This window comes from Corynebacterium macclintockiae (assembly GCF_027570165.1).
In the GTDB taxonomy this organism is placed as follows: Bacteria; Actinomycetota; Actinomycetes; order Mycobacteriales; family Mycobacteriaceae; genus Corynebacterium; species Corynebacterium macclintockiae.
In genome coordinates, this window is sequence record NZ_JAKMUV010000010.1 from 1 (window position 1) to 19,647 (window position 19,647).

Annotated in this window: 18 protein-coding genes, 1 tRNA gene and 1 other RNA gene; 5 read left to right on the forward strand and 15 right to left on the reverse strand. The window is 60.3% G+C overall.

The genetic code is table 11. The features are described from left to right. Positions 1–74: 74 nt before the first annotated feature. Positions 75–197, reverse strand: a complete 123-nt coding sequence (gene ykgO, locus L8U58_RS08025; RefSeq protein ID WP_005511141.1) for a type B 50S ribosomal protein L36 — start codon at positions 195–197, stop codon at positions 75–77. Positions 198–391: 194 nt separating this feature from the next. On the opposite strand from ykgO, the gene nadE reads away from it, so the two are divergent. Next, complete coding sequence (nadE, locus tag L8U58_RS08030; protein WP_269955091.1) at positions 392–1,342, forward strand: ammonia-dependent NAD(+) synthetase; 951 nt, start codon at positions 392–394, stop codon at positions 1,340–1,342. On the opposite strand, the gene L8U58_RS08035 is transcribed toward nadE, so the two are convergent. The 6 genes from L8U58_RS08035 to pgm form a co-directional block, all read right to left on the reverse strand. Then, positions 1,339–1,908: a vitamin K epoxide reductase family protein gene (locus tag L8U58_RS08035; RefSeq protein WP_269955092.1), complete on the reverse strand. Its 570-nt coding sequence runs from the start codon at positions 1,906–1,908 to the stop codon at positions 1,339–1,341. The two genes, nadE and L8U58_RS08035, sit on opposite strands and share 4 nt — an antisense overlap. Before the next feature lie 191 nt (positions 1,909–2,099). Then, the gene (locus L8U58_RS08040) at positions 2,100–2,366 is read right to left on the reverse strand and encodes a type II toxin-antitoxin system RelE family toxin (protein ID WP_080716101.1); all 267 of its coding nucleotides are present in this window, start codon (positions 2,364–2,366) and stop codon (positions 2,100–2,102) included. After that, positions 2,350–2,586 (reverse strand): type II toxin-antitoxin system RelB family antitoxin, encoded by a 237-nt coding sequence (relB, locus tag L8U58_RS08045; RefSeq protein WP_269955093.1) that lies wholly within the window; start codon positions 2,584–2,586, stop codon positions 2,350–2,352. Before relB ends, L8U58_RS08040 begins: the two co-directional genes overlap by 17 nt. A gap of 203 nt (positions 2,587–2,789) precedes the next feature. Further along, positions 2,790–2,862: transfer RNA gene (locus L8U58_RS08050), tRNA-Ala, on the reverse strand. Between the two features lie 149 nt (positions 2,863–3,011). Next, on the reverse strand, positions 3,012–3,758 hold the full coding sequence (locus L8U58_RS08055; RefSeq protein WP_269955094.1) for a DsbA family protein: 747 nt from the start codon (positions 3,756–3,758) through the stop codon (positions 3,012–3,014). Positions 3,759–3,940: 182 nt separating this feature from the next. Beyond that, the gene (pgm, locus tag L8U58_RS08060; protein WP_187401760.1) at positions 3,941–5,596 is read right to left on the reverse strand and encodes a phosphoglucomutase (alpha-D-glucose-1,6-bisphosphate-dependent); all 1,656 of its coding nucleotides are present in this window, start codon (positions 5,594–5,596) and stop codon (positions 3,941–3,943) included. Between the two features lie 217 nt (positions 5,597–5,813). Between pgm and L8U58_RS08065 the strand changes: the two genes are divergently transcribed. Continuing rightward, positions 5,814–7,259: an alanine/glycine:cation symporter family protein gene (locus L8U58_RS08065; RefSeq protein WP_269955095.1), complete on the forward strand. Its 1,446-nt coding sequence runs from the start codon at positions 5,814–5,816 to the stop codon at positions 7,257–7,259. 26 nt (positions 7,260–7,285) lie between these two features. Here L8U58_RS08065 and L8U58_RS08070 read toward each other — a convergent pair whose 3' ends face one another. Beyond that, positions 7,286–7,588, reverse strand: a complete 303-nt coding sequence (locus L8U58_RS08070; protein WP_034969583.1) for a hypothetical protein — start codon at positions 7,586–7,588, stop codon at positions 7,286–7,288. Positions 7,589–7,705: 117 nt separating this feature from the next. Here L8U58_RS08070 and L8U58_RS08075 point away from each other — a divergent pair, with 117 nt between their 5' ends. Beyond that, positions 7,706–9,379, forward strand: coding sequence for an AMP-binding protein (locus tag L8U58_RS08075; RefSeq protein ID WP_269955096.1), 1,674 nt, complete (start codon positions 7,706–7,708; stop codon positions 9,377–9,379). Positions 9,380–9,466: 87 nt separating this feature from the next. After that, positions 9,467–11,035 carry a metallophosphoesterase gene (locus L8U58_RS08080; protein WP_269955097.1) on the forward strand — a complete coding sequence of 523 codons (1,569 nt, stop codon included), beginning with the start codon at positions 9,467–9,469 and terminating at the stop codon, positions 11,033–11,035. Between the two features lie 33 nt (positions 11,036–11,068). On the opposite strand, the gene L8U58_RS08085 is transcribed toward L8U58_RS08080, so the two are convergent. Together L8U58_RS08085 and L8U58_RS08090 are read right to left on the reverse strand one after the other, a co-directional pair. Further along, positions 11,069–12,424 (reverse strand): Na+/H+ antiporter family protein, encoded by a 1,356-nt coding sequence (locus L8U58_RS08085; protein ID WP_035008627.1) that lies wholly within the window; start codon positions 12,422–12,424, stop codon positions 11,069–11,071. Between the two features lie 50 nt (positions 12,425–12,474). Continuing rightward, positions 12,475–15,171 (reverse strand): DEAD/DEAH box helicase family protein, encoded by a 2,697-nt coding sequence (locus tag L8U58_RS08090; protein WP_269955098.1) that lies wholly within the window; start codon positions 15,169–15,171, stop codon positions 12,475–12,477. 128 nt (positions 15,172–15,299) lie between these two features. Between L8U58_RS08090 and L8U58_RS08095 the strand changes: the two genes are divergently transcribed. Continuing rightward, positions 15,300–15,758: a hypothetical protein gene (locus L8U58_RS08095; RefSeq protein WP_155270742.1), complete on the forward strand. Its 459-nt coding sequence runs from the start codon at positions 15,300–15,302 to the stop codon at positions 15,756–15,758. Positions 15,759–15,806: 48 nt separating this feature from the next. On the opposite strand, the gene ssrA is transcribed toward L8U58_RS08095, so the two are convergent. From ssrA to ftsE, 5 genes are all read right to left on the reverse strand, one after another. Beyond that, positions 15,807–16,189: a transfer-messenger RNA gene (gene ssrA / locus L8U58_RS08100) on the reverse strand. Positions 16,190–16,256: 67 nt separating this feature from the next. Further along, entirely contained in the window at positions 16,257–17,216 is a 960-nt protein-coding gene (locus L8U58_RS08105; RefSeq protein WP_269955099.1) for a hypothetical protein, read from the reverse strand. 62 nt (positions 17,217–17,278) lie between these two features. Beyond that, positions 17,279–17,842: an SsrA-binding protein SmpB gene (gene smpB, locus L8U58_RS08110; RefSeq protein ID WP_034969597.1), complete on the reverse strand. Its 564-nt coding sequence runs from the start codon at positions 17,840–17,842 to the stop codon at positions 17,279–17,281. 53 nt (positions 17,843–17,895) lie between these two features. Next, entirely contained in the window at positions 17,896–18,798 is a 903-nt protein-coding gene (ftsX, locus tag L8U58_RS08115) for a permease-like cell division protein FtsX (RefSeq protein ID WP_034969601.1), read from the reverse strand. Positions 18,799–18,837: 39 nt separating this feature from the next. Beyond that, the gene (ftsE, locus tag L8U58_RS08120) at positions 18,838–19,527 is read right to left on the reverse strand and encodes a cell division ATP-binding protein FtsE (protein ID WP_034969749.1); all 690 of its coding nucleotides are present in this window, start codon (positions 19,525–19,527) and stop codon (positions 18,838–18,840) included. Positions 19,528–19,647 lie beyond the last annotated feature (120 nt).

Genomic DNA, 19,647 nt, shown 5'->3' on the forward strand with positions numbered 1-19,647 from the left:
ACAAAAAATCCCCCGCCTCACAACGGCGACAAAGCACCGAAGCGACGGCGGGGGAAGGTGGAACCTTGTGGTTCTTAGCCCTGGCGAGCCTTGAAGCGGGGTTCCTTCTTGTTGATCACGTAGACCTTACCGCGGCGACGAACGACCTGAGCGCCCGGCTTGTTCTTCAGCGACCGAAGGGACTTACGGACCTTCATCGGGCGCTCCTTTCCTCATCGACTTTTCACATCGCCAGGCAGCCCAGGCCAAAGCCCGGTCATGCCGCCCGGCACAAACACAAACGATGAGTTTACCCACCACGCCCCTCAAAACCAAATGGGTGCACGCAGCATCTTCGGCACAGCACCACGTACTCCGCCATATCCTCCACCGTACGGACTAGCATCAAGGCATGAGCTCCTCTGCAGATCACACTGGCAAGCCACACAGCACCGACCGCACCCCCGGCGCACGCGACATCCACGGTGGCCCTGGCGCCCGCCCGCTGCATGCGCGCATCATCGCCGAATTGGGAGTGCAACCCACCATCGACCCAGCCGAAGAGGTAAAACGTCGCGTACAGTTCATCGCCGACTACCTGCGAGCCACCCACACACGTACGCTGGTGCTGGGCATTTCCGGCGGGCAGGATTCCACCCTCGCCGGAAGGCTGTGCCAGCTGGCTGTCGATCGCCTCAACCAGGAGGATGCACAAGCCCAGCAGGAAGAGCCGGCCCAGCCCTACCGCTTCTGCGCCGTGCGGCTGCCCTACGGAATTCAAGCGGACGAGGACGACGCACAGGTTGCGCTGGAGTTTATTGCGCCGAGTATGGGCGTCACAGTAAATATCAAGGGAGCCACCGACGAGTCGGCGCGCGCGACCAGCGAAGCCCTAGGGATCACACAGGTCAGCGACTTCAATAAGGGCAACATCAAGGCGCGCGAGCGCATGATCGCGCAATACGCGCTGGCCGGCGAGCTCGGCGGGCTGGTCGTTGGAACAGACCACGCGGCGGAGGCGATCACTGGCTTCTACACCAAGCACGGCGACGGTGCGGCGGACCTGGTTCCATTGGCGGGACTGACGAAGCGACAGGGTGCAGCACTACTGCAGTACCTCGGCGCCCCGGACAGCACGTGGCAGAAGGTGCCAACCGCGGACCTTGAGGAAGACCGCCCCGCCCTGCCCGACGAAGAAGCACTGGGCGTAACGTACGCGCAGCTGGATGACTACCTGGAAAGCACCAACGGCGCGGCCGACTTCGACCCGCAGGTCGCGGAACACATCGAGGGGCTATGGTTCCGTTCGCGCCACAAGCGACACCTGCCAGTCACACCCCGCGACGCGTGGTGGCGGGACTAGAACAAGAACTGGTCCAGGATCAGCGCGGTAAATGCGAGGTACCAGGCGATAACGACCACCAGCGGCAAGCCCAGTGCGGTGTGTGGCACGTCCTCCCCCGCCTCGCGCCGCTGCTCGCGTTGGATGTGCACCAACGTCATCACGAACATCGGCAGGATCGCTGCCCACACGGCCATGCAGTAAGGGCACAGCGCGCCAATCGAGTAAACCGCAGCGTAGGCCAGCCAATGCACAAACACCACGCCCAATGCCAGCCCAGCCAGGATGCAGTACCACATCCAACGCGGCAGCTTGGCCCCCACGATCAGCATCACCGCGAGGGTCATCATCACAGGGAAGCCGATCAGCCCGATGAACGGGTTAGAGAAACCAAAGGCGGACGCCTGATCCGAGGCCATCACGTCCGTACAAGAGATCACCTCGTTGAAGGTGCAGGCCGGCTTAAAGTCGGGATTCAGCGCCATCTGCAGCTTGTCGTGCATGATCAGCGCGGAAAAAATCAGCCCGATCGTAGACAGCACTAGGAAGGTGTAGCCGAAGCGCTTCGTTGCCCCTAGACCGTTCATGTGCTCGCTCTCTCTGTTTTCTGACGCCCTCGCGACCCGACCTATCTAAACCTAGAATTCTCCGACATGTGGTGAACCTACATTGGGTTCGCTGTACGCTCCTGAACTGGGCAGTTTCCAATAGAACTAGACTAGCACGGTGGATTTGCTTCAGTCGTGCTTACCCAGACAGGGATCCCCACTCAAGCGGATTAACCTTTATAGATTTTCGACCGATGCCCTAGATCGACGACGACAACGACAATGCTCTCGTCTACGATATCGGCAATAATCCGAAGGTCCCCCACCCTCCATCGCCATAAACCAATCCTGTTCCCGGAAAGCGCTTTGCCACGCGATCGAGGATTTGGAAGCCGCGACACTTCTCTCAACAGCTGGCTGACGCGACTTCTATTCTGCTTATCTAACTTCTTATATGCTTTGGCCGCACGGGGAGAAAATCTAATCTCCCAGGTCACATTCGGCCTCCAAGTCAGTCAGCGAAACGGTCTCAAGTTCCCCCCTGCGGATTTGAGTGGCTTCATCCTCCAAGGTGTAGAGGTACTCAAGCTCCGCGAGATGTGCCCCCAATGCTTCACGAACATAGAAAGAACTGGACCGTCCCGTTCGCTTGGACAATCTATCCAGCCGTCTCTTTTGCTCATCATCGATGTGCAAATTAATCAGTGCACCGCTCATACCCATATTGTTACAGCTCCCCCACTCGAAAATCTAGACGTACACCATAGGAATCTCCGGCACGCTCCAGACTACCCCGATGGTCAAACTGTCCAGGCTTCGCGCTTATACACCCAGTCAAGTTATAGGAGCACTTTAACTCTCACAATGACCCACATACATAACAGAGCCCTGGTCGTTACCGACCAGGGCTCTGTGTTCTGTGGAGCTAACGGGATTCGAACCCGTGACCCCCACACTGCCAGTGTGGTGCGCTACCAGCTGCGCCATAGCCCCGTTGCTATCCGAGCGATTTCCTTCAAAGAAATCCCTGAGAAGCGAACGGATCTAAAGCTACAACACTGGAATTAAGTTCTCCAAATCGCCAGGTGCCCCTGGGTGGCGCCACAGCTCTGATGCTCCGTGACTACTCACCCGGCGGGAAACTACTTGCCTTCCAGCGCTACCGGAACCCAGGATTGCATCTCCCGCTTCTCGTTCACTGGCGGATCAAATTTCTTACCATTCTTGTAAAGCAGCGGCGAGGAAACATTTCCTTCTCGCTTCTCAACTTCCTTGTCGTTTGCACGGGAGATCTTCGCACCTTCGTCCTTAATGGACTTGTCGCGGATCTTGCCAACCACACCATCATCTACGCCCATCTTTTCCGCAGCGTTGGCCAGGTCATCCCAGTCCCAATCACGGGTAACGGTGGACTGCTCTTCCATCATCAAGCGGTGGATGTTCCAGAAGGCATCCACGTCACCCGTCTTGGCAATTTCCCAGGCCACGGCGGCGCCACGGGTCGAGGGGCCGGTTTCATCGCCACGGTCCAGGAAGTTCATGAAGCGGAACTGTACCTTCACCTTCCCGTCTTCCAGCGCCTTCTTCACGTCTTCGCTGGACGCGGTTTCCAACTCTGCACAGTAGTGGCAGCTGAAGTCCTCAAAAACTTCAACAGTCGGAACGTCGTTCCCGGCGTTCTCGGGCTCCAGGGTGACGATGCTGTCCTTAGCAGTCATCTTCACATTCACCTTGTCATCCGGCAGGGTGATGTTGTCCACCTTGTGCTTCTGGTTGTTGTACACGATAAAGCCAATGGCTACGGCTGCGATAACGAGGATCGCGATGATTCCCCACAGGAAGCCGTTGCCCCCTTTAGAAGCATTAGGGGACTTAATTTTCTGGCTCACTGAGCTTTCCTTTCAACAGATGGTGACGTGTCTACTGCGCGTTACACTATCGCAGTAGTCTGGGAAAACCCTGAATCGACCCCGAAATAATCCGTATACGCGCAGCGAGGGCAGCAGCAAGGGGCTCCGGCAGGGCTAGGGCTGCCGCCAGCCCCCCCCTGTCCGCCACTGCCGAGTGAGAACTATCCCAGCACCCCGTCGACAACGACCTGTGCTTCCTCCAGCACCTGGTCCAGGTGCTCGGCACCGTTGAAGGACTCGGCATAGATCTTGTACTTGTCCTCCGTGCCACTCGGGCGGGCGGCGAACCAGGCGTTATCCGTGGTCACCTTCACACCGCCGATGGCCGCGCCATTGCCCGGCGCCTCGGTCAGAATCGCCTGGATCTTCTCCCCCGCCAGCTCGGTGGCTTCCACGTCGCTGGCGCTGAGCTTCTTCAGCCGCTCCTTCTGTTCACGGTTCGCCGGCGCATCGATGCGCTTGTACTGCGGCGCCCCGAGCTCCTCGGCTAGCTCCTTGTAACGCTCGGATGGGCTCTTGCCGGTCGTTGCTTTTATTTCGGACGCCAACAGGTCAGCGATAATGCCGTCCTTATCGGTCGACCAGACCTGCCCGTTGCGACGGAGGAAGGAAGCACCTGCGGATTCTTCTCCGCCAAAGCCCACGGATCCGTTGACCAGGCCCGGCACGAACCACTTGAACCCGACCGGCACCTCCATCAGGTTGCGCCCCATGCGGGCCACCACGCGGTCGATCATGGAGGAGCTCACCAGGGTCTTGCCCACGGCGGCATCCTGCGGCCAGTTCTCGCGGTGGCTAAAGAGGTACTCGATGGCGACGGCAAGGTAGTGGTTCGGGTTCATCAGGCCTGCATCTGGCGTGACGATTCCGTGGCGGTCGGAATCAGCGTCATTACCAGTGGCTATGTCGTACGAAGCCCCACCGGCGCCGGCGACCGCATCGACCAGAGAGGCCATCGCGGACGGCGAAGAACAATCCATGCGGATCTTGCCGTCGGAGTCCAAGGTCATGAAGCCAAAGGCGGGGTCGATCGTCGGATTGACGACGGTGAGGTCGAGGCCGTGCACGTCGGCGATGCGCTCCCAGTAGGCGACGGAGGCACCACCCATCGGGTCGGCGCCGATGCGCACGCCCGCGCTGCGGATGGCCTCGAGGTCGATAACCTCCGGCAGAGCGGCGACGTAGTTGCCCAGGAAATCGTGGTTTTCTACCAACTCGGTCGAGGTGGAGCGCTGCACTCCAGCCAGATCAGCATCCAGGTACTCGTTGGCGCGACGGGCGATCCAACTGGTGGCGTCGGTATCCGCAGGGCCACCGGTCGGCGGGTTGTACTTGAAGCCACCGTCGCGTGGCGGGTTGTGGGAAGGGGTGATGACGATGCCGTCGACGCGGCCAGCATCGGTACCCTCCGGGCCGCCGGGCAGCTGCTTATTGTGCTCCAGGATTGCGAAGCTGATGGACGGGGTGGGAACGAAGCCACGCTCCTGGTCCACCTTGACGGTCACCCGGTTGCCGGCCAGGACCTCAAGCGCGGTGGCCTCGGCGGGCTCGGACAGTGCGTGCGGGTCGCGGCCGATAAACAGGGGGCCGTTAATGCCCTGTTCACGGCGGTAATCGACGATGGCCTGAGTGGTGGCCAGAATGTGTGCTTCGTTGAAAGCCCCGTCGAAGGCACTGCCACGATGGCCGGAGGTACCGAAGCTTACGCGCTGGCCCGGATCGTCCAGGTTGGGAACCTTGGCGGAGTAGGCCTCCAGCAGGGCGGGAATGTCGGTTAGGTCGTCGGGGGTGGCGGGCTGGCCAGCGCGTGGGTGCATATTCTTTCCTTCGGTCGGTGCCTGAAAGGGCTGAAAGCATTTTCTTGCAGCTCACCATTTATCGTGCCCGATTCCGCGGCTTTTTTCAGCGCTCTTGCACCCGTTCAACGCCCCCCTTGACGACTCTTTAACGCGCGGCTGCGCGGTAGCCAATTTTGCTGAGATTTTTGTGAAAACATTTCACCTCTCCCTACCACCGGCGTACCCTCTGTAGTTCATGCAAGACGTTTCCTTCGCCGAGTCCCTCCAGAACTATCTGGATAAGATCGACCAGTTTGTCTGGAGCCAGTGGCTACTTATCCCACTGTTGCTGCTCACTGGCCTGTGGCTGACGTTCCGCCTAGGCGGCGTGCAGTTCCGCAAGCTATTCGTGGCACTGCGGCACGCACTCATCGACCGCGATGACGAAGGCGGCGAAGGCGACATCACTCAGTACCAGGCGCTCACAACGGCTCTGGCTGCCACCGTCGGCGTGGGCAATATTGTGGGTGTGGCTACTGCAATTTCCGTCGGTGGTCCCGGCGCGCTGTTTTGGATGTGGGTCACCGGCTTGGTGGGTATGGCCTCGAAGTATTCGGAGGCCTTCCTGGGTGTTCGCTTCCGCGTGGCCGATTCGAAAGGCCAGGTTTCCGGTGGCCCACAGCGCTACCTGTCGCTGGGCATTCCGGGCGGTCTGGGCACGTTCCTGGCGTGGTTCTTCACCATCGCGGCCATCATCGCCTCGTTCGGCATCGGAAACCTCACCCAGGGCAACGCTGTGGCCGCGGGTCTAGAGGACACGTTCAACGTCAGCCCCACCGTCACCGGCGCGGTGATGTTCGTGCTAGTCGGCGCGGTGTTGCTGGGTGGCATCGGCTCGATCGGCAAGGTCACTTCGGCCTTCGTGCCGCTGATGATTCTTATCTATATCGTCGGCGGTTTCGTCGTGCTGGGGTTGCACGCTAGCGAGATCCCGGAGTCTTTCGGCCTTATCTTTAGTGACGCCTTCACGGGAACCTCTGCCACCGGTGGATTCCTAGGGTCCGGCATCATGCTGGCTATGCAGATGGGTGTGGCCCGCGGCATCTTCTCAAACGAATCCGGTATGGGTTCGGCCGCAATTGCCGCAGCAGCGGCAAAGACCACCCACCCTGTACGCCAGGGATTGGTCTCCATGACTCAGACCTTTATCGACACGATCATTGTGGTGACCATGACTGGCCTGGTGATCATCACCACGGGTGTGTGGGACACGGGCGAGGACAATGCAGCAAACATGACGGCGCAGGCCTTTAGCAAGGGAATCGGCTCGGAGTGGGGCGGCACCATCGTCTCCCTATCGATCGTGTTCTTCGCATTCTCCACGATCCTGGGCTGGTCTTACTACGGCGAGCGCAACGCGGAACGTGCTTTCGGACCCTGGGCCTCCCTGCCTTACCGAATGCTGTTCACCTGCGTGGTTTTCGTCGGCGCTACGACGGAGATCGGATTGGCCTGGACCTTCGCAGACATCGCCAACGGACTGATGGCCTTGCCGAACCTGGTTGGCCTGCTGATCCTGTCTGGCCTGATCGCTCGGGAAACCAAAGCATACCTGGACTTCGACCCCACCCTTCGGGCGCGCCCGGAGGACGTGGAGAAATTCCTCGTCGATACAAAGAACCCGTGGCGCAGTGCACTCTAGTTGCGGGGCGCCCTAGCTCCAGCGTTTTAGTTGGCGCAGGTGAACTCCACAGATAGGGCGATCGTGCGGTTCGAGTCGTCCTCCACCGGGTTTCCTTCGACAACATAAGCGTCACCCTTACGCTTCACCGTGGCCGAGCCAGCGTGGTCGTCGTCGATACCGAAGTCAACTTCCAGCACCTTGCGGCCATCGTCTTCATCCAGCTTGCAACGGACTGGGGAAAACAGCTTGGGATCTACATCTTTTCCATCAACGGAGATGCGCGTGAGCTTGCTGCCCGGGCTCTCCTGTGCGGGCGCGACCGCTGCAGCGCCAGCGCGACGAGACATTTGCGAACCAACAATTTCCTTAACAGATCGTGAATACCTCATCCCTTCCCACGGTATCAAAGCTCAAATTCTTCAAATCCCACACAGGTTTTAGTGATCTGAATTACAGTCGCGGGCATGACTTTCGCTTCACAGCACGGCCTGAACGCTCCCCTTACTCCCCTGCGCTTCCTCCAGCGCTCCGCACAGGTTCACTCCAACAAGGTAGCCGCGGTCGACGGACCGCGACGCATCACCTTTGCCGAATTCAACGCCGATGCACAAGCCTTCGCCCACGCACTGATCGCCGACCACGTCGCTGAAGGCGACCGGGTGGGCATCCTCGCCTCCAATAGCTACGAGGCGCTACTAGCGCAGTTCGCCGTGCCACTGGCACGCGCGGTCACGGTGCCGATCAACACCCGCCTGGCCCCGGCAGAGGTCAACCACATCCTCGACCACGCTTCCATCGACGTGCTTATCGGTGAAAAAGAACTAATCGACCCCATCCTCGATAGTAGCGAGCGCGACCTGCGCCGGGCCGTGTACATCGCCGACAAGGAAGGCGTAGAACCCCAGGTTGAAAGGGCAGATACTGACCCGCAGGGGGCGTCACTAGTAAAGATCTTTAGCGCTTACCTGGCAGGGCACCGCGACGAAGAGCCACTGCCCTACCGCGTGCGCGATGAGAACGAGACGATCGCGATTAACTACACCTCCGGCACGACGGGCAAGCCCAAGGGTGTGATCTACACGCACCGCGGCGCGTACCTGAACGCGCTGGGGCAAGCGCACACGCAGCATTTCAACCACGACACGGTGTACCTATGGACACTGCCGATGTTCCACTGTTCCGGTTGGTGCACCGGTTGGGCAGCAATAGCCGTCAGCGCAACCCAGGTGGCACTGCGCGCGGTACGGGGCCCGGAAATGTGGGAACTGATCCGCACCGAGGGCGTGACCGCCCTCTGCGGCGCACCGGCTGTACTGAACACCCTGGTCGACGACGAAAACAAGCGGCGCGTGACGAACCTCCGAGTAACCACCGCAGGCGCACCGCCGAGCCCGACGACCATCACCCGCTGCGAGAACATCGGAGTGGAGGTCACCCACGTGTACGGCCTGACCGAAAGCTATGGGCCTTTCACCGTCTGCGAAGCGCAGCCCGAATGGGAGGACATGACGGTTCGCCGTCGCGCGGTGCTGAAGGCGCGCCAAGGCGTGGCCTCTATCACCAACGAGGACGTGCGCGTAATCCAGCCAACTGAAAGCCAGGACGAGGCGCTGGTCGACGTGCCCGCCGACGGCGCAACGTTGGGCGAGATCATCCTGACCGGCAACGGCATTATGGCCGGTTACTTCAATGACGAAGAGGCCACTGCGCACGCCTTTCGCGGCGGCTGGTTCCACACCGGCGACCTGGGCGTGATGCACCCCAACGGTTATATCCAGCTGATGGATCGCGCGAAGGACGTGGTGGTTTCCGGCGGCGAGAACATCTCTACGATCGAGGTCGAGCAGGCCGTGATCAGCTACCCCGACGTCTCCGACTGCGCGGTGATCGGCGTGCCGGACGAGAAGTGGGGCGAGCGCCCACGCGCCTACGTGGTTCTGCGCCCGGAGGCCCGCGACGCTGATCAGTCCGCCGTGCAAGAGGCCGTGATCGCCCACTGCCGCGCCCACATCGCCGGTTACAAGGTTCCCCGCGACGTGCGGATTCTGGACGAACTCCCCCGTACCTCCACAGGCAAGGTCCGCAAGAACGCGCTGCGCGAAGAGGCCTGGGCGGGTCACGAGCAGAAGATTAATTAGCCGTTAACCCAGTATTCGCCCGACCTTTCCCTGCCCGCTGCCTCGAGGCCGGCTGTTCGTCACGCACGCCCTTTACCCTGTGCGCTCATGGGCAGTAAAGGTATTTTTTCTCGACGCCGATTCTTCAAAGCACTAGGCTTCAGCGCCGGTTCTGCAGCCTTCGTGGTGGGGCCGCTTGCCAATGCGGGTGCTGCTCCAGGCACGGGTGCGGGCAGTTCCGGCCTGGCCGGTAGCGACCTCGCGGGCAGCGGGCTGACCGGTAGCTCGGCGCTGGGTTCGGCGAGTACGCCGAATATGGCCAGCTCGGCCAGCTACACCCCAAGCAACATCGGTAGCTCCGAGACCGGTTGGGTGATGGGCCGCAAGGGCTCCGGCCCGAAGGGCAAGTTCCTGGCCGGCGACCTGCAGGTCGTGACTGTCACGGAGGATTCGGTGACGATCAGCTGGCTGACGTGGGATGCGAAGGTCAGCATCGCAGAACGCCCCGTGGGCATGCCGACCGAAGGCACGCTGCGCGTATGGCCGGAGGACAACCCGCAGGATACGAAGATCGTGCGCTCGGAGAAGAACACCTTCTTCCACATCATGACGGTCGAAGGACTGCAGCCCGAGACGACGTATCGTTTCAGCGCTTCCTCCCACGGTGTCGAAGCCAACGCGACGCACAATTACTTCCAGGAGAACAAGCGGGAGTTCACCACCCTGCCACGTCTTTCCGGTGACCTGCTGCAGACCGTCATTGTGGCAAACGACGTGCACATGGGTGAGGCCCAAGATGGTCTGTGGTTCGATGGCTTTCCACCACCGGCGGTACCTAATCCAGAATCTGCACCCTACCCGGAGGTGTGCCTAGACGCAGTGATTCAGACCGCCGAGGCTTACGGAGCCACGCACCTGTTTGTCAACGGCGATGTGACCAGCGAAGCCCGCCCGGCCGAGGTCCGTCGTGCGAAGGAGATGCTGGACAAGTTCTCCGGCACATGGCGCGTGACCCGTGGCAACCACGACCGCCCGCACAAGGCGGACGGTTCCTCTGGATACGAGACTGCTACTCCTTATGGCAAGGAGCACTTCGACCCCTTCGGCGATGTCTTCGAACCCCGCCAGCAGGCCTGGATGATGGACCTGGAGCCCGCGGGCGTGCGCGTGATCGGCATCGATTCCACGGAGCTGGATAAGTCCGGCGGGCGGATCGAGCCACAGCAGTTCCGTCAGATCGAGGGCTTCCTGCGCCGCGATCCAAACAAACCGACCGTTCTGATGCTGCACCACCCCATGACGCGCGAAGCCGGCTGGTCGAACGCCGCCGGACCTGCTTTCATCCTGCGCGACCCGGATTTGATCCGACTGCAGAAGATGATCCAAGCAGCCCCGGGCGTGAAGCTGGTGCTGGCGGGCCACACCCACCGCGCCCACCGCGATAAGCCGGACTTGGATACCCACGCGGTTTTCCTGGAGACTCCGGCGGCGAAGAACTGGCCCACCGGCGCCACGCAGCTGCGCTTTTACTCCGACGGCATTGCCGTGAACTTCCGTCACAACATGGGTGAGGAGGCTCTGGACTGGGCCAGCCGTACCCGCTGGACCAACTTCGGTCTGGCGCCGGAGATCCTGCTGGGGCCGACGGACGCGCGCAACCTAGTGGTGCGCTACTAAGTCGCTACAGCGCGGCTGGAGCGCGCGGCTTCGCTATAGAACCATCGCCGCGACCCAGCCGGCGATCAGCAGCGGAATATTGAAGTGCAGGAACGTCGGGATCACGGAATCCCGGATGTGGTCGTGCTGGCCATCCGCGTTCAGACCCGACGTGGGGCCTAGGGTCGAGTCGGAGGCCGGGGATCCGGCGTCACCAAGAGCACCCGCAGTACCCACGATCGCCACAGTAGCGAGCGGCGAGAAGCCCATCGACGCGCACAAAGGCACGTAGATCGTTGCGACAATCGGCAGGGTGGAGAAGCTAGAGCCAATGCCCATGGTGACCACCAAGCCGACCAGCAGCATCACCAGCGCGGCGGCGGCCTTGTTGCCCGCGAACAGATCGGCGGAGGTGTTGACCAGGCTTTCGACCTCGCCGGTAGCCTTCATGACTTCGGCGAAGCCCTGAGCGGTGATCATAATGAAGCCGATCAAGGCCATCATGCGCATGCCAGCGGTGAAGACATCGTCGGCCTTCTTCCAATCAACTGCGCCGGTACCCATGAAGATCGTCAAGCCCACCAGGGCGCCGATCAGAAGCGAATTAGCCTCCATATCCATGGACTGCATAACTACCTGCACGGCGAAGGTCGCGATAATCGCGATGATGGAAACGAAGATCTTGTAGCGGGAGATCTCCTCGTCCGATGTGGTCCCGGCATCCGTGATCGGACGATCCTCGTACGTACGAGGCTTGCGGTACGTAAAAAACACCGCCACCATCAGGCCACAGAGCATGCCCAGCGCCGGGATGCCCATTGCCGACATCACGTTGATGCCGTCGGTGTTCATACCCGCTTTGGAGATGTTGGCCATCAGAATGTCGTTCAGGAAGATCGAACCGAAGCCCAGCGGTATCCACATATACGTGGTGATCAGGCCGAACGTCAGGATACAGGTGACTAGGCGGCGGTCCAGCTGCAGCTTATTAAAGACGCTCAGCAGCGGCGGGATGATCAGCGGAATGAACGCGATGTGCACGGGGATAAGGTTCTGGCTCATCACGGCCATTGCGAGGATGCCCGCCAGCATCAGCCATTTCGTTGCGGCGACGGCGCGACTCTTTGTTTCTTCGTTTGTGACGCCCAGTCGTCCCAGGATCGAATCTGCCAAAAGCTTGGGCAGTCCTGCGCTGGCTACGGCCATCGCGAAGGCGCCAAGGAGGGCATAACTCAGTGCAATTTGTGCACCGCCGGAAAGACCTTCTTGGAATGCCACCATCGTGGCATCGAGGCCAAGGCCGCTAAGGAGACCACCGATAAGAGCTCCGATGAACAGCGCCAACACCACATGCACCCGAAGCAGGGCGAGAGCCAGCATGACGACGACGGCAACGAGGACTGCGTTCATGCACCTTAGAGTAGTGTGAGGGGCCAGACAATAGGAAATCCCAACAGTAGCTACCGTCCGTAGCGCCGTGTCTGCTTTGTCAGGCGGGCTGCAATATTAGACCCGCTGAGCTTTCGCGCCTGCAGCAAAAACTCCCGCCCTTCCGGATTGCGGGTGTACACCGCCCGCATCGGCAGCCCCACACGCTCTAACTGCCCCACGAATTCATCCACGTTCTCCCGGCGCGTACCGATCACATCAGGTACCGACTGAGCGCAGAAGATTCCGCGGATGTGGGGTTGATGCGCGGGCGTAATCAGATAGCGCGCGTTGCGGACTTCCCCAGATAGCTGGGTCATGGCGTCCGCAAAAAGCTTCCTTTCGGCGAAGGTCCCGCCGGACAGGCGCACATTCGCCCCGACAGCCCCTTCGTCGACGATGGCCATGAGGCTGCGAGTTTCGATCAAGCCGAGGGCGCTCAGCGTGCGTGCCAGCGCCGTGGCCTCGGCTTTCAGGCGCTTGCTGGTATCCGTCAGTTGTTGGACCTTCCGGGTGCGCATCAGTGCCGCCGCACCGCCGAGCAGCGCAAGCACCCCGAACGCCAGCCATTGGCCCCCGACCGGGAGGTGCGGAAGAACGCGCCCCACTGCCAGGCCGAACATGACCGCGAGGAAGAAGATGTAGCCCAGGATGACGTCCAGGTAAGGCACCACTCCGGCCGATGTGGGCTTTTCGACATCGATGTTGAACTGCATTTCGTAGGGCTGGCCATCCGGCACATTCCCCATGCCTAGGGCCTCTAGCCATTGGTTGCGCATTAGGTCCCGGCGGAAGGCTCGGGCCAGCATCTGTTCGTTGGCGGCATCGATGCTGCGGTAGGCGCGCAGGGGTGGCTCGGCGAAGCAGCGCTCGAAGCCGTTCTCGATCACTGGCGCATCGGCACGCGGCGCGACGAAGGCCTCGAAGCGCTTCTGCAGCGAACGCACGTCGTGCGAGCCCAGCACGTCCAGGGACTCCCCTGTACCGACGTTCAGCGCCTGCGCCCCGCTCTGTACCGCCTGGTCGAGCCATGCCCCGCGCCCGGCACCTTGGCTCGGTTCGCACGTCGCGATGTGCCAGATATTCGCGGTCTTATCCGGAACGGCGGGGTCCACGCGAATCACCCGGCCGCGCATCTGGTTGGTCAGCATAAACGCGCGCACGGAGCTGGCGATGATGAGCGCGTTGGCGCACGGTGAATCCCACCCCTCTCCCAGCAAGGCGGCGGTGCCCACCAGGATCGTAAACAGTCCTTCCTGGAAGGCGCGGGTAATGGCGGGGACGGATACCCGCGTGCCGCAGGAAAAGCGCACCTCCACATACTCGTCGTTGAGGTTCTTGGTGGCGGTGACTTCCCCATCGAGGTCCACCGCGAAGCGTTTCACCTCGTCCAGCGCCGAGCGCGGGATGACGATCACCGAACCACTGATGGCGGCGATCCTTGCGGTACCGCCTACGCGCCGTCGCAGTGCTTCGAAGATGGGGATGACGCCCACGTGGACCAGGGCATCGTCGCTGCCCACGCTGGACAGGTAATCCCGCTGTACGTAATCCGCGAGGATCACCAGGCGCAGACTGTCGGACATCGCGGAGACTTCTTCTTCGGCAATATCGCTGACGGCGCGGACCTTGCCCGCGGAGTGGGTGAGGATCCTGTTGACCTTCGTCTCCCCGGTGACGGAAATCCTCCCCTTGTTCAGCAGATTGTTGGCCCGCAGAGCGGAGGCCACTGAAGAGCTGGCGCGGAAGAAGTCGGGGTGATCGATGACGAACTGCAGCCCCAGCTCGCCGGCGAGTTCCGGGCGCTTTTCGCTGAGTATCGCCTGGATATGCGGCGCTATCGGGTACCCAGCAGCGGCAAGAAGGATTTTGAGGGCGTAGAAATTCTCCTCGTCGTCGAGGGCCACCTGCAACTGTTCGTCCGTGAGTTGGCCGAGATCCTCCGCCAGTTGCGCCAAAATCCCCTGCCGTTGCAGGTCCACTAGCACTTCGTTGCCACGCCGGCGCAGCTCGGCGATTTCCTGCTCTTCTTCCTGGCTGGGCTTCGTAACGTAGACGTAGTCCTGATGCGGGCACAGGTTACCGGCGGCCACGAGTTCGGGGGCGAAGATTTCCTCGTCGATAGGGCCGCACAGCTGTTCATAGCGTTGCCATTCGCTGGGGGTGGAATCGTACGGCGGGGTAGCCGTGAGCGCGATGGTGTTGGGCACTGCTTTTCGGCGGCCCAGCTGTTCCATGAAGGCTGTCAGGGCGCGGTGCCACTGGGAGCGCAGGTGGTGTGCTTCGTCGAGGCACACCGTTCCGATGTCGCGGACTGCGTCCAGGATGTCGAGGTCCGCGAAGTCCTCCCCCGTTTCCTCGTCGAGCGCCTGGGTGTATGCGGAGTACAGCGCCTGGTAGGTGATGACCGTCAGGAAGGCCGGGTTGTGTAGCGAGGTGGAACACCACTCCCGCGGGTTCGATGCGCCGTTGTGTTGGAAGTGCGCTGCAAAACGATCGATCCACTGGTCGCGGATGGTGATGGTGGGAGCCAGGATCAGGGCTGGTTTGCCGAGGCGGCAGATAAGTTCCAGGCCGAGAATCGTCTTGCCCGATCCAGGCGCGGCCACGACGTGGATACGGCGATCCTGTTTCAGGTCATCGAAGCGTTCGAGGATGCGCTGTTGATACGGCCGGAAGGTCCCGGCAAAGCGCCAGCTGGGCTGCGGTTGTGTCTCGGGCGCTACCATGCGGGCAAGTCTAACCGATGAGTCCCACCCCTCTCCTCGAATTAGCCACCCCTTCCAACGATGGAATCTATAATTCCGCTATCAATACTCATGCAATTCGCACTTCCTATAGAGCCTGAGGAGGCTCCATGCTTAAAGCTGCATACCCGAGCGTGCTCGCACTCTTCTCTCACCAAAAAGAAACTCTTCAAGAAGACTTCGTCGGTGTTGCACGTAATCGAAAACAAGCAGACGCAATGGCCGAATATGTAGAATCAAAAATGTACAGCTGCTGGATTGAAGAAGTAACCATTAAAGACTGGTATAGGCCCCTACTCAGAAAACTCCCTTCCGATGTAATCTTTCTGGTTTTCCGATCTGGACCTGCCCAGGAGGAAGAAAGAAGAGCAGACGATTTTGACCCAGAACTAGTGGGGGCGTTCACTTCTAAGCTAGCCGCTGAACGATGCGCGGTTGCCCTAGATCGGAGGGTCGAAACTGGTAACCCCCTGCATAATAAACTAAACCAGCACCATGTTTGGGAAGCACATTATGGCTTTCTCCCTAAATATCTGAAAGCGGATGGCATTCCAATTCCAGCTTGTTAATCGAGCACGGCAAAACCCCAGCTCATTTCTGAACTGGGGTAATGCGTTTGGTGGAGCCGCCGGGAATTGAACCCGGGTCCTTTGCGACCTCGCCAGGGCTTCTCCGTGCGCAGTTCGCACGTGACCTCTGCTCGACCCTCCAGCGCTCACGAACCAGCCTGGATGATGGGCCCAGTTGCTCGAAAGGTGTCCCACACAGCCCAAGCAACAAAGCCGTGCAGCAAGTCCCTTAAGTCGATGCCAGCTACCGGGTCAGGGACATCCCCGGGCTGACAGACACGCGGTCGCTGTAATTAGGCAGCGAGGGCGTAGTCGCGCTGAGTATTCTCGGCGCTTATAAATTCGCAGCGACGCTTAAAATCGGTGGTCGTCTGCCTTCACCGGCACGCTTCCCCTGGCTCAATGCACAAAGTCGAAACCAAGTCGACCCCGTGATTCCTGCTGCGGAAACGCTTGTACAACAGGAAGTCTAACCTTACACCCGCGTGTGGTGCTGATTCAAGAATCCGTCTGCTCGTCTCGCCACTTCGCCTTGCGCTCCTTGGACTTTTTGTTGTTTTTCACCGCCATCAGACCGACCGCAATGCCGATCACCACAGGCACCCACACCTTGCTGTAATCCGCCATGAATGCCACCACGCGCAGAATCGGCTCCATCCATTCGGGCATGTGCCAATCCGGCCACGGGATCGAAGGAAGGTTGATATCCGGCCATGGAATGGAGGGCAAATTAATGTCCGGCCACGGGATCGACGGCAGATTAATGTCCGGCCACGGAATGTTGATATCCCAGTCCGGCAGGAAGCTCAGCAGCCATGCAATCAGCTTGGAAACCAACGGCCCCAGCACGATCACTGCCAGCGCCCAACCGCCTTTCCCCAGCCCGGTAATCAGCGGGTAAAACCAGCGCTTGAACGGCGACTCCTCCATCGCCTCCCAGCGCTTCGCTGCCCGCGAGCCCCCAGGCGGGTCGAAGTTCACCACCCCTTCGTCGTCCTTTACCTTGACCTCGATCATCCAGCTATCCAGGAAGTTCGACGTCCACCCCAGGTACGGCGCGCTGAGCGTCATCTCACCGCCATATTTTCCAGACTTAACGGTCGCCTCGGTCTTGCCTAGGTCAATCTTTTGATTCTCGAGGCTCTTGTACCTTGCGATCGTTACCCCGTCACGACGCACGAGTAGCTGACGGTTCTTATCGAGGTCGTCTAGTCTCTCTGCCAGCTTCTTGTGGAGCTTCTCGCTACCTTCTTTTGTGGACGCCCCCTCGTCCCCCACATCACCTTCAGCTCCCTCTTCCGCCTCCGGCTCGGCGCTGTTTTCCGCGTCGGTTTTCTTTTCGGACGCGGGGAAGTCGGGATCGATTTCCCGCAGTGCATCCGGCTCGCCGATAAACAGTTCAAGCAGCCCGAACTCGGGGTGCTTCAGGGACCAGTGCTCGACGTCGACATTTTTCACAGGCCTGAAAATATCAAAACGCGAAGACCCGTTCAATAGGCGCCTCCTATGCGTTACCGCCCCTAGCCCTGGATCCCCTTAATCCGGCGACCCAGATCGCGCGTGATCTCGCGCTCCTCAGTGCGACGCTTGATGTCCTGGCGCTTATCGTATTCCTGCTTACCGCGCGCCAGCGCCAGCTCAACCTTCAACTTGCCGGCAACGAAGTACAGTTGCAGCGGAACCAACGTGTTGTTTCCGTCGCGAACCTTGCCCATCAGCGAGTCGATTTCCCGGCGGTGCAGCAGCAGCTTGCGGGTACGGCGGGGGCTGTGGTTCGTCCAGTGCCCCATGGAGTACTCCGGGATGTGAAGTCCACGCAACCAGACCTCACCTTCGTCGATGGTGGCGTAGGCGTCCACAAGAGAAGCCTTGCCCTCCCGCAAAGACTTAACTTCCGTACCCACCAGAACCACACCGCATTCGTAGGTATCGATGATGTGGTAATCGTGGCGCGCCTTGCGGTTGGTGGCAACGACGATCTGGCCAGTCCCCTTCTGACCTGTACCTTTTTGCCCCTTCTGGGGCTTACCCTTTTTCCCCTTCGATTTCCCCGAATCGGTGGGAGTGCTCTTTTTTGCTGCCATGACAGCCACACACTACCACCGAGCGCTCTCCCGAGCGAAAATGCTTACGAGCGCTAGTTCTTCACGTACCAGCGCAATGTCACCTGCGCGGTCACCGCTGCAACTGCCATGCCGACCAGCACAACGAACGGCGCGGCCAGCCACAAATCGCTGTTTGTCACGCGACCCACCAACTGCTGGTCGTATACGGCCTTCAGGGCACGATCAACCACCAGCACCTTTGCTGCGAACATGCCACCAACCGCAAGGACGGCACCAACCAGAGCGGCCACCATGGCCTCCAGCACAAACGGAGCCTGGGTGTACCAGCGCGAGGCGCCGACCATGCGCATAATGCTGATCTCGCTGCGGCGCGAGTACGCGGTGATCTGCACCATGTTCATAATCAGGAAGATAGCCGCAATGGCCTGCACCGCAGCAACGATAAACGAGGCGTTGCGGATCGCATCCAGGTTCCGCATCGCCGCCTGCAGATCATCGCCCTGGTCCAGCACACTAGCCACGGCCGGGTTATCGCGCAGCGCGTCGATCGGCGCGGTGTTCTCTGGGTCGGCAAGGCGGATGTGGAAGGCAGCCGGCAGCGCATCCTTTTCCGTCTGCTCCACCAGCTGCGGGTCGGACTCCCCGAAGAGCTCCGCAAAGCGCTCGTAGGACTGCTCCTTGTTGCGGAAGGTCACGGACTTCACCGCTTCGTCGCCCTCTAGCTGCTGCTTAATGCCCGAGCATTCGGGAGAGGAGCACGTCGGGTCGGTAGCAGAGATCTCATCGTTCAGCTGCACCATCACCTCAATGCGGTCGAAGTAAATGTCCTTCGTCCGCTCCGTCATCGCGCTCAGCAGAAAGCCGGTTGCCAGCAAGGCCAGGGCAATGGAGGTGGTGATGATCATCGCGATCGTCATGGTCATGTTGCGGCGCAGGCCCGAAAACGCCTCACGGAGCACAAAGTTGGTCTTCATAATTGTTTCCCTTTTAACCTCTTAGCTTGCAGGGCGGCGCTAGCGGCCCACGCCGTACATTCCGTATTCGTCGTCGCGCACGAGCTTGCCCTTCGATAGCTCGATCACGCGCTTGCGCATAGAATCCACCGCAACATCGTCGTGCGTGGACATGACGACGGTCGTACCGTTCTGGTTGATGCGGTTAAGCAGCATCATGATCTCGGACGAGGTATCGGGGTCCAGGTTGCCTGTCGGCTCGTCCGCCAGCAGAACAAGGGGTTTATTTACGGACGCCCGCGCGATCGCCACGCGCTGTTGTTCGCCACCCGACAGTTCGTGTGGGAAGCGGTTTTCCTTTCCGTCCAAGCCAACGGTCTTCAGCGCGGCAGGCACCAGGTGCTGAATATCCGAGCGCTTCTTGCCGATCACTTCGAGGGCGAAGGCAACATTGTCGAAGACGGTCTTCTTCGGCAGCAGGCGGAAGTCCTGGAATACGTAGCCGATGCGCTGGCGCAGCTTGGGCACGTCCCGATTCTTGATCTTGTTCACGTGGTAGCCAGCAACATGCAGGTCGCCGGAATCCAGCTTTTCTTCGCGGAGGATGAGCTGCAGGAACGTCGACTTACCAGAGCCGGAAGGGCCAATCAGGAATACGAATTCGCCTTTTTCGATTTCCAGGGTGACGTTATCCAGGGCGGGGCGCCCGGACGACATATAGCTTTTGGTTACGTTTTCGAAGGTGATCACGAGCACACAGTGTAGCGAAACTAATGATACAAAGATAGCCCCGAGTGGCTGATGTGACGCATGTGACTACTGCTGTGGCCTACCTTTCGCCTCCGTTGCTTCACTTTTTTGTCACGAGGA

Coding starts and splice junctions, on each gene's coding strand:
- ykgO (WP_005511141.1), bottom strand. CDS start 197: ATGAAGGTCCGTAAGTCCCTTCGGTCGCTGAAGAACAAGCCGGGCGCT.
- nadE (WP_269955091.1), top strand. CDS start 392: ATGAGCTCCTCTGCAGATCACACTGGCAAGCCACACAGCACCGACCGC.
- L8U58_RS08035 (WP_269955092.1), bottom strand. CDS start 1,908: ATGAACGGTCTAGGGGCAACGAAGCGCTTCGGCTACACCTTCCTAGTG.
- relB (WP_269955093.1), bottom strand. CDS start 2,586: ATGAGCGGTGCACTGATTAATTTGCACATCGATGATGAGCAAAAGAGA.
- pgm (WP_187401760.1), bottom strand. CDS start 5,596: ATGCACCCACGCGCTGGCCAGCCCGCCACCCCCGACGACCTAACCGAC.
- L8U58_RS08065 (WP_269955095.1), top strand. CDS start 5,814: ATGCAAGACGTTTCCTTCGCCGAGTCCCTCCAGAACTATCTGGATAAG.
- L8U58_RS08070 (WP_034969583.1), bottom strand. CDS start 7,588: ATGTCTCGTCGCGCTGGCGCTGCAGCGGTCGCGCCCGCACAGGAGAGC.
- L8U58_RS08075 (WP_269955096.1), top strand. CDS start 7,706: ATGACTTTCGCTTCACAGCACGGCCTGAACGCTCCCCTTACTCCCCTG.
- L8U58_RS08080 (WP_269955097.1), top strand. CDS start 9,467: ATGGGCAGTAAAGGTATTTTTTCTCGACGCCGATTCTTCAAAGCACTA.
- L8U58_RS08085 (WP_035008627.1), bottom strand. CDS start 12,424: ATGAACGCAGTCCTCGTTGCCGTCGTCGTCATGCTGGCTCTCGCCCTG.
- L8U58_RS08090 (WP_269955098.1), bottom strand. CDS start 15,171: ATGGTAGCGCCCGAGACACAACCGCAGCCCAGCTGGCGCTTTGCCGGG.
- L8U58_RS08095 (WP_155270742.1), top strand. CDS start 15,300: ATGCTTAAAGCTGCATACCCGAGCGTGCTCGCACTCTTCTCTCACCAA.
- smpB (WP_034969597.1), bottom strand. CDS start 17,842: ATGGCAGCAAAAAAGAGCACTCCCACCGATTCGGGGAAATCGAAGGGG.
- ftsX (WP_034969601.1), bottom strand. CDS start 18,798: ATGAAGACCAACTTTGTGCTCCGTGAGGCGTTTTCGGGCCTGCGCCGC.